This window comes from Acinetobacter sp. AS167, from assembly GCF_037152175.1.
Lineage (GTDB): Bacteria > Pseudomonadota > Gammaproteobacteria > Pseudomonadales > Moraxellaceae > Acinetobacter.
The window spans coordinates 646,207-660,729 of record NZ_JBBCMP010000002.1 but is presented as its reverse complement, the minus strand read 5'-3'; the positions used below and the strand labels follow the sequence as shown (position 1 = coordinate 660,729).

Here is a 14,523-nt window from a genome sequence, read left to right as displayed (position 1 = left end):
GCAGCGGTAGTTCAGTTGGTTAGAATATCGGCCTGTCACGCCGAGGGTCGCGGGTTCGAGTCCCGTCCGCTGCGCCATTTATCTTTTTTCCTGAGATCAAGATATTTGGAAGTATAGGAATTTGAAAGAGAATTTTGTTTTCTTTTATCTTCTGATAAAGTAATATTGTGATGATCCTCACTCAGGGCGCTTAGCTCAGTTGGTAGAGCGTCTGCCTTACAAGCAGAATGTCGGCGGTTCGATCCCGTCAGCGCCCACCATATACAACGCAGCGGTAGTTCAGTTGGTTAGAATATCGGCCTGTCACGCCGAGGGTCGCGGGTTCGAGTCCCGTCCGCTGCGCCATTTATCTTTTTTCCTGAGATCAAGATATTTGGAACTGTAAGAATTCAAAGTTTTTGATTTTTAAAGATCAAATATTATATGCTTTGTATAGCTTATCCCCATCTTTAGGATAGAACTTAAAATTAAATCATCGATTTTCTATAGGTTCAAACAGAGTTAACAACTTTGTTCATCCTCGCTCAGGGCGCTTAGCTCAGTTGGTAGAGCGTCTGCCTTACAAGCAGAATGTCGGCGGTTCGATCCCGTCAGCGCCCACCATGTTTTCCGATCTAGTTATTTGTTTAGAACTTCTATATAATATATAAGCATAAGTATTTTAAGAATAAATTTTCAATGAGAAATCCATATCAACGTAAAGCTGCGTCCGCAACTCAAAAAAACTCAGTACAAACTCTAGATCAATACAAACATTTTGTGGAAACGATTGTTTCACAAACTAAGGTTTTTGTACTTTATGATGATGGTTGGGCTTTATGTGCATCACCTACCGGGCAACAGTCTTTAGCCGTTTGGCAAAGCCGAAATTCGGCACAAATTTTGATTAAAGATAACTGGAGCCGTTATGCGGTTCAAGAAATTGAACTCATTGTTTTTATTGAACAGATGATTCCTTTTATTAAACAAAATAATACTGCGATTTCTATAAATTTAACCCCAGAAGGGCAAAATATTTTAGTTTCAACAAATAAATTTCTACTTGATATAAAGAATTATTTATATCGAATGTATACGACTCAACCAGAACTATTTCAAAACAATAAGCGCTTGCCTTTACCACGTAAAATTCGCTTACATTAGTAAAGTCGTATACATAATCAACGTGATTGCGTTGTGCATTTTAATATTCGCCTAAAATCCAACCACTGATATAGGCAAAATACTCTCTTAACCATGCGTTATAGCGTGTCGTGAGTGGGGTTTCAGCGCCTACTGTAATGAAATTGTGATAGCCTTGTTTTCTTGCGATTGCTGCGGCACGTAAAGTATGAAAATCACTGGTGACAATTGCAATTTTAGAATTTAAAGTCAAATCATGTTCTTTTAAAATCGCTTGGCTATTTTTAAGATTTAAGTCAGTACTGGTGCTTTTATTTTCTTGTAAGATTCTACTGGCTTTGATTTGCAGATTTTCTTGTAAATATTGCGACATAATTTCTGCTTCAGTTTTTTCTTCACCAAAATCTAAACCACCACTGACAATGATCCAAGCCTGTGACTGTTGTTTGGCAATTTTACCCGCTTGATCTAAACGTTTTGCAAGAGTCGGTGAGGCTTTTCCTTGGGTAATGCCACTGCCTAACACAATAATTGCTTGTAGATTATTTTCTGCTGTATTTTGTTGGGATTTTAAGTGGATATAACCAAAGAAGCCGATTAAGCTGACAGACCAAAGCGTAAATAGAACCCATCCTAAACGCCAGATTTTCTTTAACTTTAAGTGTTGTGCTAAATACTGCTGAATGTGTTGGCTCCATAGCGCTGTAGTGATAAAGACTAAGCCAATCAGCAAAGGGAGTATTGTTCCTAAGTGGATTTTTTTATATAAAATTAAAATAAATCCATCGAGGAATAAGACAAATCCCAGCAAAAAAAAGACAATGCGGAAGAGTTTATTGTTATTCATGGGTGAAAACAAATCATTAAAAATTAGTCTAATTCTAAACGAAATCTGTGCATTTATTATATATGAATCAAAAAAAACCGAGCAATTGAACTCGGTTTTGGTGGGTAAATTTATTCAATAGCCCCTAATAAACATCACGACGATAACGACCATCTAAACGTAATTGTTCAACTGTGTCTTCTCCAAGGATATCAATTAAAGCGAGATCAACATCAGTCGCCATACCATTGATACTGCCACAGACATAGATCACCGCATCATTGGTAACCCATTTTTTCAGTTCTTCGGCATGATCACGCAGTTTATGATGTACATAAATTTTTTCAGCTTGATCACGAGAGAAAGCTAAATCAATACGTTTTAGCATTGCTGTATTTTGCCAAGCTTGAATTGTATCTTTAAAGAAATAATCGTTTGCTTGTTGGCGTTCACCAAAAATCAACCAGTTTTCAGTATAGTCCATACGGACACGGGCATGAATCAAACTCATTAATCCAGCAATTCCTGTACCATTTCCAATGCAAATAATCGGACGGTTATCCGTAATTAAATGGAATGATTCATTATTACGAATTCTCAACGCAATTTTATCACGTAATTGAACATGTTCCGTCAGCCAACCAGAGCCTAGACCAAGTTCACCTTGAGCATTCAGTTGCTGGCGAACTACTAAACGCAATACTTGCTGACTTGGAATACTGGCAATCGAATACTCACGAGTAGGTAGTGTAGGGAGTTGTTCTAGTAAATGCTGCATGTTGGCAAAAGGTTCAACATCAACCGTTAAATCGCGATCCCAAAGTGCTTCTTGAATACTTTGCTCGAGTGAATCCACGGTTGTATCTGCATGAACTTGATATTTATTTAAAAACAATTGAATACGTTCAGGACTATTCCCAGTTTGAATTTCTGCAATATCGCCAGCTTGCCAATCCGTATCATAGCTTGTTTGTAATTCAAGATTAAATGCGGGTGCGCCTAAGCTGTTTGGATTGAGTAATTCTCGTTTTGTTAGACGCCATTGATCAAATACTTTATCAATAGACATTGTTTGTAGATCGAGTTTTGTGGCTTTTGCTAAAGCATCATTCCAATGTTGGATATCTGCATTATTACCATTGTTGACTTCAAGCGTAGCAAACAATTGTTGCGCGCCAGAATGTTTTAACCATGCATCTATGCGATGCCCAAAGCTACAATAGGTCTCAGGATAGTCTTGTGAACCCAATGCTAGAACCGCATATTTCAAATGCGAAAGATCCAATGATGTAGCCATAAGCTTTTTCTCAAAGTGCGAGGCTAAGTCAGGTGCTTCACCTGTACCATAGGTACTTGCAATCAAGAGAATTTGTTTGGCTTGCTTGAGGTCATCTTCAGAGAGTTGTTGTACAGCTTTTACTGCTGTTGGCTGATGGGCTTCTTGCAGACTGGTTGAGGTGCGCCATGCCAATTGCTCAGACATTCCTGTTTGAGAGGCATAAGCAATTAACCAAGGTGTTGCGTTGGGATCAATTTGAATCGCTGAACCAGATTGTTTTGCAGCAAGGGTGAGTCGCTTTTGCTTACGACGTTTTAAATACAGCATCCATCCAGTAACAAAAAATAATGGCATTGCCAATGCTGCAAGCATTGCGATGAATTGAAAAACTGGGCCAAAGAAACTACCACGGTGCACAGGGAGCATACTTCCCATGATTTTTTCATTGAGTGGTTTACTTTCGTATAAGTCTAATTTTTCAATTTGTGCAGTTTGATAGTTATAGGTTGCTTTGTTTCGTGCACGCTCATGTTGTGGAATAGCATCAACAAAGGTGAGTTCAACTTTACCATCTGGCTTTTTAGGAATCGAAACAGTTAGTGTCGAATAGTCACGTTTAATTTGAGCATTAAACCCATTCCATGTTTGAGTAAGTACATGTTGAATTTGTTCTGGTTTTAAACCTTCTTTATTCTCATGCTTATTTTCACGGCCTGATTGTGCTTGATGACCTGCCGTTGGATTTTGCTTTTCGCCATGTTGTTGTTGAGGATTGCCAGAAGCTCCTTGACGTCCTTGACCTTCTCCACCGCGTACCGCTTGCATTTCAGGCTGAGGTCGTTCAACCCCCATTACTTTAAACATACCATTACGCCACCAGTCATACGACCAATACAGCCCTGTACATGCTAAAAGTAAATAAAAGATCACCACCCATGTTCCGACAACAGCATGTAGATCCCAAAGGAAATTACGACCTTTGAGTTTAGGCTTAATGGCAAACCATTGTTTAAAAGAATGCTTTTTCGGCCAGCGTAAATAGAGCCCACTGAGTACAAAGAAAATTAACATCAAGGTACTGGCACCAGTAATTTGTTTACCGACTTCACCCACAGTTAAGTTACGATGTAATTGCTGTATAAATTGAAAAAAATCTTTGCCTTTCACTTCAGGAAGAACTTCGGCCGTATAAGGGTTTACCATCATGGTATAACCTCTACGTGCGCCTTCTTTGACAATATTAATATTTGAAGCTTCTTCAGCGGCTTTCGCAACCGTAATACTGTTGATCTTCATTTCAGGGTTTTGGGTTTGGAAATGCTGATAAATTTCAGCAGGCGTGAGTTTTGCCTGATTTTCAACTTTTACCGTGTAGCTATCTGGGTTTAACCATCTTTGAATAGGTTGTTCATAAGAATAGATTGCACCAGTCACTCCCATAATTGAGAGAATTAAACCAGCTGTAATCCCTAGAAACCAGTGAATTTGAAAAAAAGTCTTTTTAAACATGGCAATGCAAAGGGCAGAATATTTTGATAGCAAATTATAGCTGAATAAATCGGAGAGATAATGAATTTTGCAGATAATATTTATTCTCATTATCATTTTTATTAAAATAGCGAAGTACAAAAAAACCTCCAAAAATGGAGGTCTTTTAAAATTTTAAATTAAAGTGTCTTGGGTTCACCAACAACTTCTTTTAAATGTTTACGCAGTGTTTCAAAGGGGAAATTCTTGCTATTCATACGTTTAGGTAGAATATATGCGCCTTGTTGGCCTTTTACTTTAAAGTTTACCAGTAAGAATTCAGGGGTGTTGTACCATTCATAAATGTCTTTCCAAGCGACTGTTCCAACACCTTCTTGTACACCCATTTGTTGACGCATCACAATACCGCTTGGCTGTACACCTAATTTTACACCTTTGATTTCCTGAACTGGAAATTCATTCATCTTGCGTTTTACATACCATTCAAGACCGAACTTGCGAACCAAAAGATAGATGGCAACTGCAGCAAGAACCACCCAAAAAATAATGGTTGAATAGTTTTTAATTAAAGCGATGCCAAGTAATGAGAGTATGACTGCTACACCCATGATTGCCCAAGCTTTAATCCCAATTTTATTGGTACTACGCCAAATTGCAAGTTGAGCGCCGCGTTGTTCGGCTTCCGAAACTTCGTACGGAACAGGTTGTAAGGTATAAGCGTAAATATTCTTGGCAGTCATAGTGTCAGTAATGTATGTAAATCTAGTCAGAGTTTAGCACTAAATCTCAAGATTTAGTGCACCTATTGTACCAAATAACGATGCAATTTTGATGCAGATTTATAAAGAAGCCAATTCAGTAGATTGATCATCTCGTTCATGGCTTAAATTCTGTTTCAAGCTACTCAGTTGCTTTAAAATACTGAACATTAATGACAATTGTTGAAGAATAATGAGTGATTTAGAGTCTTCTGACTCGGATTGGCTTAAACGGGCACGAATGGCTTTCAACATATTATGTGCGGTTAAATCAGGCATTTCATCCCGTAATAAAGCCCCAGAGATATCATCTAAAGCTTGATCCAATAGATTAAGTACCTGTTGGTCTTTCACTTGCTCACGATGTGCACCGAGTGCTGCGATATAGCTAAGAAAGGTATGATTTAGACATAAGAACTCAAAAGCTAAGCTTTTTTGACTTGGGTCAAAATCTGGTTCAGTGGCAAGGGTTGAAATCAGTGAGGCAACATCTGCATCGCGATTATGCGCAGCACGACGAACAATTCGATAATCTAAACTATTGTTGCGTCCCTGATGATATTGAACGACAACGTTTGCCAAATAATTGCATTGAGCTTCCAGTGAGCGTTGAATGGTGCGGGGTAAACGACGGAACTTCCAGTCAGGGAAAATAAAACTGACACCGAACCAGGCGAGGGCACAGCCAATAACAGTGTCGATCATACGGGGCAGAGCGGCTTCATACCCCAATCCGTCCAAGTTGAAATTGATCAATGCCATGATGGTAATAAAGGCTGTGGCTTGGGCATATTGTTTACTGCGTAAATCAAAAAACAATACACCACTGAGTACGAGTAATAAGAGTTGTCCTTCAATAGATGGCACAAAATACAAAATCATATAACCTAAAATAATACCACCCAATGTTCCAATAATCCGTAATCTCAAACGACGCTTGGTGGCGTTAAAGTTCGGTTGACTGACAAACAGCGCGGTTAATAGAATCCAGTAACCGTATTCAATATTGGTGAGTTGCACAAAAACGTAGCCAATAAACAAAACAATCGAAACGCGAATTGCATGTCTAAAAAGTACAGACTCGGGGGTTAAATTTTGTTTGATTCGAATGGCAATATCATCCCAACCTTTGAGGTCATCATCTTTGAGTTGGTTTTCAAAATTTTTACTTTGATCGTATTTTATATGTCGTTCAGTTTCGAGATTTTGTAATTGTGCATCAATCGACTTTAAGTTTTGATAAAGCGCAAACAGTGAATTGACCCAAATTAAGTCATAATTTTCTTCTTTTTTGAGTTTATCCAGCGAGTATCTGAGGTTTTTAAAAGCATGCTCAAAACGGACATTATGCTGGTAGGTGGTACGGTGTAAGATACTATCGCTTAGATCCTTGCAGGCTTTGCCTTGCAGCGCTAAAATGCGTTGAAAACGAAATAACACATCACTATGTTCAAACATTTTGGCCAGCTTTTGATAATCAATATGTGCTGAATCGGCCCGTTCATGAATATCTTGTGCAACAAAGTAATATTGTAAACTACGACGCGTATCTCGTTGACCTCGGTCACCCTTTAAACGCGTCAACAAGGCAGTACGCATATCATTAAAAATGCTGATGAGCTGCCCATTTTCCATAGACAAACTAATCATACTGTCTTGATAGCTGGTTGGTGTCATATCGACATCAAACAAATTGGATTTGGAAAATAGAAAATTACCTAATGATGAAAAACATTGAGACAATTTGTCTTGAACTTGCCGTACAGGGAACAGTAAAAAACTGATGGTTGAAATAAGCCCATACCAAATTGCACCAACCACCAATAGACTTGGCTGGATATACCATTGATCAAATAAATGCACCCCAAGCATAGAATACACAGAAACCACCAAACAGCCATAAGAAATGGTGGCATAGCGACGTCCCAAGGAACCCAATAAAATCCAACCGATACAAGAAACAATCAAACCTAAGGCAAACAGAATAGGGTAAGGAAAGAGCAGGCTCACTGAGGCAGCGGTGATAAAGAATCCAATATAGGTATAGATCAAATTCATGATACGTACAGAGAAGCGATCGTCTATATCACTGAGACCTGCTGCAACCACACCTAATGTAAGAGGAATAGTCATTAACTGCTGCCCCAACAGATAAGGTACAAATGCAGTCCCTGTAAAGGCAATGATCATTCTCAAGTTATACATGAAACTTGTGTTGTAGGTTGCTTTTCTGAGTTTTAACAGCCAAGTGTTCAAAGGAAATCCTTGTTAAATCAATAGGGTGTTATTTACTTGGGCAATGCGATTTGGCTTATATGGCTTTTCACTTATCTTTGTGACAAATCATACAATGGACAGTGTAAACTTGTCTGCAACATTCCTTATCAAATTATAAACCATCTATGTCTGAAAAAAACGTTGGTCAGCAGTATTCAACGGGCTGGATTATGCTTTTGGCTTTATTTACCTCTTTGGGCCCATTATCCATTGATATGTATTTGCCGGCATTGCCACAAATGGCGCAAGATTTTAATGTGACGACCCAGCAGATCGCCAATACCTTGCCGGCGTATTTTTTTGGTCTTGCTGTTGGTCAATTGATTTATGGACCAATCAGTGACCGTATCGGGCGTAAGAAACCGCTTTATTTTGGTATGACCTTGTTTGCTTTTGCTAGCTTGTTGTGTGTTTTAGCACCTGATCATTGGTCGTTGATTGCCGCACGTGTTTTACAAGCCTTAGGGGGCTGTGTGGGGGTGGTGATGGCACGGGCTGCAATTCGAGACCGTTTAGATGTGCAAGGTTCGGCGCAAGCTTTTTCCAGTATGATGATTGTGATGGGGATTGCCCCAATTCTTGCTCCAACCTTGGGTGCAGTCATTCTACAATTCTTTAGTTGGCAAAGTGTGTTTATCGCTTTGTTTATAATTGGATTATTTTGCTTGTTTTGTGTACATTTTTTCTTTAAAGAAACACTAGAATCAGAACGCAGGTTGCATCTCAATTTTAAACAAGTTTTTATCCTCTATGCTTCTATTTTTAAAGACCGAAGCTTTCGTTTTCCAATGTTGGCAGGTTGTTTTACCGGAGCAGCATTATTTTGTTATATCAGTTCCGCAGCAGCAGTGTTGATGGATGGCTATCATTTAACTCAGCAACAGTTTGCTATTGCCTTTGGTTTTAATGCTTTCGGTATTATTTTGCTGTCTTCTATCAATAAGCATTTAGCCAACCGACTCTCGGTGATTCTACGTTTAAAAATTGGTGGTGTGATTCAAGTAATAGGTGGGCTGATTGTTGTCTATGCAGGTTTCATGTCTATTGCGCCACTGGCGATTGTGATGTTGGGTTTATTCCTTACGGTTTCAGGTATTGGTTTTACTGGGCCGAATGCGATGGCATTAGCGATGTCTGGACAAGGCTCAAGAGCAGGAACTGCAAGTGCAATTATGGGCAGTATGCAGTTTGCTTGTGGTCTATTGGGTGGTGTTATATTGAATTTTCTCGTATGGAATCATTTATTGAATATGGGAATTTTGATGTTGGCTTTTACAGTCGCTGGGTTTATGGCGATTTTAAAAGTGGCTCAACAGTTCAAAATGAAGCAAACTTCACATTGAGCAGATGTTTAACCAGAGATTGTCTTACTTATTGACAATACAAAAAAGTGAAAATTGTTTTATCAACTACAAGGTGATTTATACATTTTTATTGAGGCATGATTTTAATTGCAAGTTTTAAAATTTTTTTGTCTTAGAACGAGTACACAAAGCACATGTAAGTTTTATCAGCAGAAACGCTAGAAACATAAACGCCAGAAAAACAAAAGCCGACGATTCGAGTGATGAGTAAATCGTCGGCCAAAATACTTCGTTATAAAGATTCAGGCTGCTAAGTTGAATCTTAAGAAGCATAAGTTTTTAGTTTCTCTGAGAGAAGGTCTCCAAATTTTTTTGCGGATGCCGTGCAATCAATTTGGTTGCTGCAGACCTTATACTTATATAACGACAACAGTTTCAAATTGGTTGACAAGAAAATGAAAAAAAGTTGAAAAAAAATTATAATATTGTTCTTTATGCAATCAAGGCTGTATTCATGGTGTCTTTAAACAAATATTTTTTGTGGTTTTTGCTGCTTTGTTTAGTCTTGACCATGGTTGCAGGTGTATTGGCTGCATTATTGCCCAATGAAATTGCTGGCGTTTTAACCGCAATACCTTATTTGATTGCGATGATTATCGTGTTATATCGTTTTCTCAAACAACAACGCCGTGCGCCTACAGACCAAGAGCGTAAAAAACTGACCCTTGGTTATACTGCAATATTTTGGGGCTATAATTTACTTGGGGTATTTGCGGGTGTTTGGTTTTTTTCTCAGAATGATCCAGAAGTGTTGAAAACCTTTGTGATGTATCTGCAAAATACTCAATTTTTGCTCACTGCATTGATCATGTTGCTGATGTTAGCAATCCCTTTATATTTAATTACCTATTGGTTTTATGGAAAGCAAGCGCAGCGTATGGCAGCTAAAATGTTTGGTCAATGAGCTATTTAAATTGTTGACTTTACTTTGAGAAATCAAAGTCATTGATGAAATTTGTATTAATACAAATAAGTAAAAAATAAATCTTATTTTTAAGCTATGGATATGCTGTTAGTGTACGAACATATCCATAAATTCGCGTAATTCTTGAATGGCAATTTCAATGTCTGTTGTTAACCACGTCGGTTCAAAGATCCCTGCATAATGTTCTAAACGATCTTGAGGTACAACAAGTCGTATAGGGCAGTCTTCTTCAAGTAAACGCCATGGCACGATTGGAACTTCGTTATCCAGAAATGGCACAATATTGCGAATATCAATAATCATGGCATTGATACATTCTGGGAATGGCATAACTGATAATTCATCTGTACGGCGACGGAAATACTCCAAATCGCCCCATTTTAGAATATAACTTGGCTTATTAAATTCAATAATTCCAATGAGATGATCATCTCTTGAGGTATGTGTGAAGCATTGATGAGTGACATCAGTGTCCAAGTCCAACTCGACACTTTGTCGTTGATAAGCCATATCTACAATAGCCAAAAAATGGGGTACATATTATAGCTCATTTATCTTTCAAGAACTGCCCGAATTAAAATTTACTTTTGCTTAAAATATTTTTACACACAGATCACAAATAGCCTGTTAGTATAAAAATACATCAATTGATGGAGGTGGACGTCATGAAACACGATTTCAATAAACCATCTTATGTAACAAGTACTGAAGATATAACGCATAAGAATCGCTTACCCATTTATATGCTAATTCTTGTGGGGCTATTTCTCGTTTCCTTGCTTGTTTACATGATCGCTGACTGGCTTTAATTTTTATTTATCACATATAAATAAAATATTCATAAGACAAGACTCTAGCTTTAAAGCTGGAGTTTTTTATTTTTTGCATGCTTTTGTTGTATTTATGCAGTTAAATTTGCTCGTTATATAAGCAATAGATAAAGTAGAAGAGTAATTCATCAAGTATTCAATTCAAATAAAGAATGTTGCTTAAAGTCATTTGAGCACGCTCATATTGCTATAAATCTATAACTTGAGGGAATAAAAATGAATGAAATTTTACAAACAAGGGGTCGATTTGATGCCATGTATTATTGGGATCAATTCCATCCGATTCTTGCTGCTGTAGCCATCCTTATTGTTGGATGGATTATTGCACTTATTGTTGCAGCAGGAATTAAAAAAATCCTAGAAAAATTAGGTACAAATACAAAATTATCTTCCGCAACAGGTCATCGTTCAAATATTGAAAATATTCTTTCACGAATTATTTTTTGGGTCGTGATGGTGATTGCTGTGATTGGTGCATTAAATGTGCTTAATCTTACCAGCGTAAGTAGCCCATTCAGTTTGATGATTCAGCAATTCTTATTATTTATTCCACAATTACTTGCTGCTGTAGCTATTGGATTTATTGGTTGGATTGTAGCAAATCTGGTTAAAGTTGGTTTAAAAAAAGCGTTGGATCGTACTCAGCTTGATGAAAAATTAAGTGCAGATGTGGGAGTGAGCCCGATCAGCCAAAATATCGCTGATATTGTTTATTGGCTCATTTTATTACTATTCTTACCAATTGTTTTGTCAATTCTAGGTTTACAAGGTTTATTGCTTCCAGTGCAGAATATGTTGACTGAAGCAGTCTCTTATATTCCAAATATTTTCATTGCGGGTGTAATCGTCTTTGTAGGCTATATCTTGGCAAAAATCCTACGAGGGATTGTCGAAGGTTTAATCAACAGTTTAAATTTACAAACCCAAATTGAAAAGGTAGGACTATTTAAAAACTCAAATCAAGGTTTAGCTAAGTTTTTAGGTTCTTTTGTTTTCGCAATTGTCATGATTACTGCTTTAATTGTGGCATTTGAAGCACTTGGTATACAAGCTATTTCACAGCCGGCAACCGCTATGCTGGGTGAAATCATGTATGCGATTCCACATATTATTGCAGCTGGATTAATTTTAATTGTGGCTTATGTGGTGTCTCGTTTTGTGGGGCGTTTGGTTTCAGAAGTTGTTGCTGGAACAGGTGTTGATGAGATTCCTGCAAAATTAGATTTGCAACGCTTTTTGGGTGACACTAAAGTTTCTTGTATCATTGGTTATCTGATTGTTTTCTTTACCATGTTATTTGCAGTTTCCGAAGCGGCAAATCGACTTGGATTTGAACAAGTCAGTCATTTGATCTCCATGTTTATTTACTTTGGTGCCAACATTTTGTTAGGCGCAGTAATTTTGGTGATTGGTTTTTGGTTGGCCAATATCGTGGCGAATGTGGTACAGCGTGGTGAGTACAATAGCTCAAGATGGTTAGGCAACTTGGTTCGGGTTTTGATCATGGGCTTGGTTATCGCAATGGGCTTAAAAGCTATGGGAATTGCTGACTCGATTGTTAACCTTGCATTTGGTTTAACCTTGGGTTCTGTTGCGGTTGCTTTTGCATTGGCTTTTGGTCTAGGTGGCCGTCAACCTGCAGAACGCGTTTTAACCGATTTAATTGATAAAGCCAAGAAAGAGGCAAATCAGCCGAATCCTTTAAAGCAAGAAAATACTTATTCATCACAGCCAAGTAGTACAGATGCTACGCAAGTAACAGCAGATACTCCTACGATTGAAAATGAGTACAAATCACTTACTGATTCGCTCAAACAGGATAAAGATGACCCGAATTAACATTTAAATTCTTTTAAAGATCGATCAGGATTGATGCTTGATCGATCTTTTTATTTTTAGGGCAAAAGTGAGAGGAAAATAAAGATGTCAAAGAAAAAGCCAAATAATTTTATTGCGCCGATTGTGATTGCAGGAATCACTGTAGGTTTTTTAGCAAGTGCTTATAAATTTGTATTTGCAAAACCCAAAAAGCAACCATCAGAAATCGTTAAGCAACAACATGAATCTCAAAACAAATCTCAAGAGTGATTGTATTTGCAACGCATGAATTTTATCGGCTTTTTTAAAGAAAATAGATAGACATCAGATGATTTATTGTCTAAATTTGATGGATAAATATGTAGGCGATATAAAATTTATATATCTGATAAATATCATTTTCAAAGGAATTGAAATGAAGATAATCTTTTTTTTAAACAAAATTCATCAGTCGTTATTTGCAAAAAACAATGATCTAAAGTCGATGGACTTGGCGATTCAACGGGTGACGCAGAAGCAGCAAATCCAAAGCCATCTTATTTTATTTAAAACAGATTATTTAGAATAAGCTTTCTATTGATCACTTTAGATTAAACATATTCTGAAGCGGCATGTGCTGAAGCCCATGCCCACTGAAAATTAAAACCGCCTAAATGACCTGTCACATCTAATATCTCACCAATAAAAAATAAACCTTTTTGTTTTTTACTTTCCATGGTTTTTGATGAAACTTCAGCGGTGTTGACACCACCTAAAGTGACTTCTGCAGTACGATAACCTTCAGTGCCAGAAGGCTTAACTTCAAATTGCTGTAATTTATTGGCTATATTTTCTAGTTTTTCATCACTTAATTGTCCAATCGCCGTTTCAGCCCACTCGGACCAAATGAGATTTTGGAGTTCAATCACCACACTTTTAGGTAGATGTTCAGTCAGTAAGGTTCTGATTAACACCTTCGGTTGGCTTTGCTTTTTGCGCTTTAAAAAATCAAACAGCTCAAGACTTGGTAGAAAGTTAATGTGGAATGCTTGTCCTGCATGCCAATAATTTGAAAGTTGTAATGAGCTTGGTCCGCTTAAGCCACGATGTGTAAACAACAACGCTTCAGTAAATGCAATTAGCTCGTTAGAAAGCGTGGCTTCAACCGCATTCCCGCTTAAACGAGTCGTAACTTCTTTAAATTGATCTGAAAAAGTGAAGGGAACTAAACCTGCGCGTGTAGGATAGATATGATGCCCAAATTGTTTGGCAATTTCATAGCCGATGCCAGAGCCACCCAATGTTGGTATAGATAAGCCACCTGAGGCAACAACAACAGATTCAGCTTGAAAATAGCCTAAATTGGTGGCGACTTGAAAAGTCTGATCGTCAACGGTATTTATCGCTTTGACTTCACAACTAGTTTTGATCTCAACACGATGTGTTTTTTCACATTCGTTGAGCAGCATGCTTAAGATTTCTTTTGCGCCATTTAAGGTAAACAGTTGTCCATGTTTGCGTTCTTCGTAGTCAATGCCATATTCACAGACCATTCCAATAAAGTCCCAATTGGTATAACGCGTCAGGGCAGAGATGACAAAATGTGGGTTATGTGAAATAAAATTTTCAGGCTCGACATAAAGATTGGTGAAGTTGCATTTACCACCACCTGACATGAGGATTTTTTTACCAATTTTATTGGCTTTCTCAACCACTAAGACTTTACGACCACGGGCAGCTGCTTTTGCCGCAAGCATTAAACCTGAAGCACCTGCGCCGAGGACAATCACATCATATTGGTTAGAAGACATATTACACTCATGGAATCTTTGAGCATGGGATTATAGACAAATTTAA

At 37.8% G+C, this 14,523-nt stretch carries 12 protein-coding genes and 4 tRNA genes; 10 read left to right on the top strand and 6 right to left on the bottom strand.

Annotated features, from left to right (window positions below; all coding sequences use genetic code 11):
• From WFN33_RS06340 to WFN33_RS06320, 5 genes are all read left to right on the top strand, one after another.
• Positions 1 to 77 (top strand) — tRNA-Asp (locus WFN33_RS06340).
• Between the two features lie 107 nt (positions 78 to 184).
• Positions 185 to 260 (top strand) — tRNA-Val (locus WFN33_RS06335).
• 8 nt (positions 261 to 268) lie between these two features.
• Positions 269 to 345, top strand: a tRNA-Asp gene (locus tag WFN33_RS06330).
• A 182-nt stretch (positions 346 to 527) separates the two neighbouring features.
• Positions 528 to 603: transfer RNA gene (locus tag WFN33_RS06325), tRNA-Val, on the top strand.
• A 75-nt stretch (positions 604 to 678) separates the two neighbouring features.
• Complete coding sequence (locus WFN33_RS06320; protein WP_336952126.1) at positions 679 to 1,143, top strand: DUF2750 domain-containing protein; 465 nt, start codon at positions 679 to 681, stop codon at positions 1,141 to 1,143.
• 40 nt (positions 1,144 to 1,183) lie between these two features.
• Here the strand turns inward: WFN33_RS06320 and WFN33_RS06315 are convergent, their stop codons facing one another.
• The 4 genes from WFN33_RS06315 to yccS all read right to left on the bottom strand — a co-directional run bounded on the left by WFN33_RS06315 (position 1,184) and on the right by yccS (position 7,729).
• Complete coding sequence (locus WFN33_RS06315; RefSeq protein ID WP_336952125.1) at positions 1,184 to 1,969, bottom strand: YdcF family protein; 786 nt, start codon at positions 1,967 to 1,969, stop codon at positions 1,184 to 1,186.
• 124 nt (positions 1,970 to 2,093) lie between these two features.
• Entirely contained in the window at positions 2,094 to 4,736 is a 2,643-nt protein-coding gene (locus WFN33_RS06310; RefSeq protein WP_336952124.1) for a PepSY domain-containing protein, read from the bottom strand.
• 158 nt (positions 4,737 to 4,894) lie between these two features.
• Entirely contained in the window at positions 4,895 to 5,455 is a 561-nt protein-coding gene (locus WFN33_RS06305) for a hypothetical protein (RefSeq protein ID WP_336952123.1), read from the bottom strand.
• A 99-nt stretch (positions 5,456 to 5,554) separates the two neighbouring features.
• On the bottom strand, positions 5,555 to 7,729 hold the full coding sequence (gene yccS / locus WFN33_RS06300; protein WP_336952122.1) for a YccS family putative transporter: 2,175 nt from the start codon (positions 7,727 to 7,729) through the stop codon (positions 5,555 to 5,557).
• A gap of 146 nt (positions 7,730 to 7,875) precedes the next feature.
• On the opposite strand from yccS, the gene WFN33_RS06295 reads away from it, so the two are divergent.
• Both WFN33_RS06295 and WFN33_RS06290 read left to right on the top strand, forming a co-directional pair.
• Positions 7,876 to 9,093 carry a multidrug effflux MFS transporter gene (locus WFN33_RS06295; RefSeq protein ID WP_336952121.1) on the top strand — a complete coding sequence of 406 codons (1,218 nt, stop codon included), beginning with the start codon at positions 7,876 to 7,878 and terminating at the stop codon, positions 9,091 to 9,093.
• 475 nt (positions 9,094 to 9,568) lie between these two features.
• Positions 9,569 to 10,018 (top strand): ABZJ_00895 family protein, encoded by a 450-nt coding sequence (locus WFN33_RS06290; RefSeq protein WP_336952120.1) that lies wholly within the window; start codon positions 9,569 to 9,571, stop codon positions 10,016 to 10,018.
• 108 nt (positions 10,019 to 10,126) lie between these two features.
• On the opposite strand, the gene WFN33_RS06285 is transcribed toward WFN33_RS06290, so the two are convergent.
• On the bottom strand, positions 10,127 to 10,549 hold the full coding sequence (locus tag WFN33_RS06285; RefSeq protein WP_004817681.1) for a hypothetical protein: 423 nt from the start codon (positions 10,547 to 10,549) through the stop codon (positions 10,127 to 10,129).
• 536 nt (positions 10,550 to 11,085) lie between these two features.
• Between WFN33_RS06285 and WFN33_RS06280 the strand changes: the two genes are divergently transcribed.
• The 3 genes from WFN33_RS06280 (at position 11,086) to WFN33_RS06270 (ending at position 13,255) form a co-directional block, all read left to right on the top strand.
• On the top strand, positions 11,086 to 12,708 hold the full coding sequence (locus WFN33_RS06280; protein WP_336952119.1) for a mechanosensitive ion channel: 1,623 nt from the start codon (positions 11,086 to 11,088) through the stop codon (positions 12,706 to 12,708).
• Positions 12,709 to 12,792: 84 nt separating this feature from the next.
• Complete coding sequence (locus WFN33_RS06275) at positions 12,793 to 12,957, top strand: hypothetical protein (protein WP_004723765.1); 165 nt, start codon at positions 12,793 to 12,795, stop codon at positions 12,955 to 12,957.
• A 145-nt stretch (positions 12,958 to 13,102) separates the two neighbouring features.
• Positions 13,103 to 13,255 carry a hypothetical protein gene (locus WFN33_RS06270; protein WP_336952118.1) on the top strand — a complete coding sequence of 51 codons (153 nt, stop codon included), beginning with the start codon at positions 13,103 to 13,105 and terminating at the stop codon, positions 13,253 to 13,255.
• Between the two features lie 22 nt (positions 13,256 to 13,277).
• On the opposite strand, the gene WFN33_RS06265 is transcribed toward WFN33_RS06270, so the two are convergent.
• Positions 13,278 to 14,477 carry an NAD(P)/FAD-dependent oxidoreductase gene (locus WFN33_RS06265; protein WP_336952117.1) on the bottom strand — a complete coding sequence of 400 codons (1,200 nt, stop codon included), beginning with the start codon at positions 14,475 to 14,477 and terminating at the stop codon, positions 13,278 to 13,280.
• Between the last annotated feature and the right edge of the window lie 46 nt (positions 14,478 to 14,523).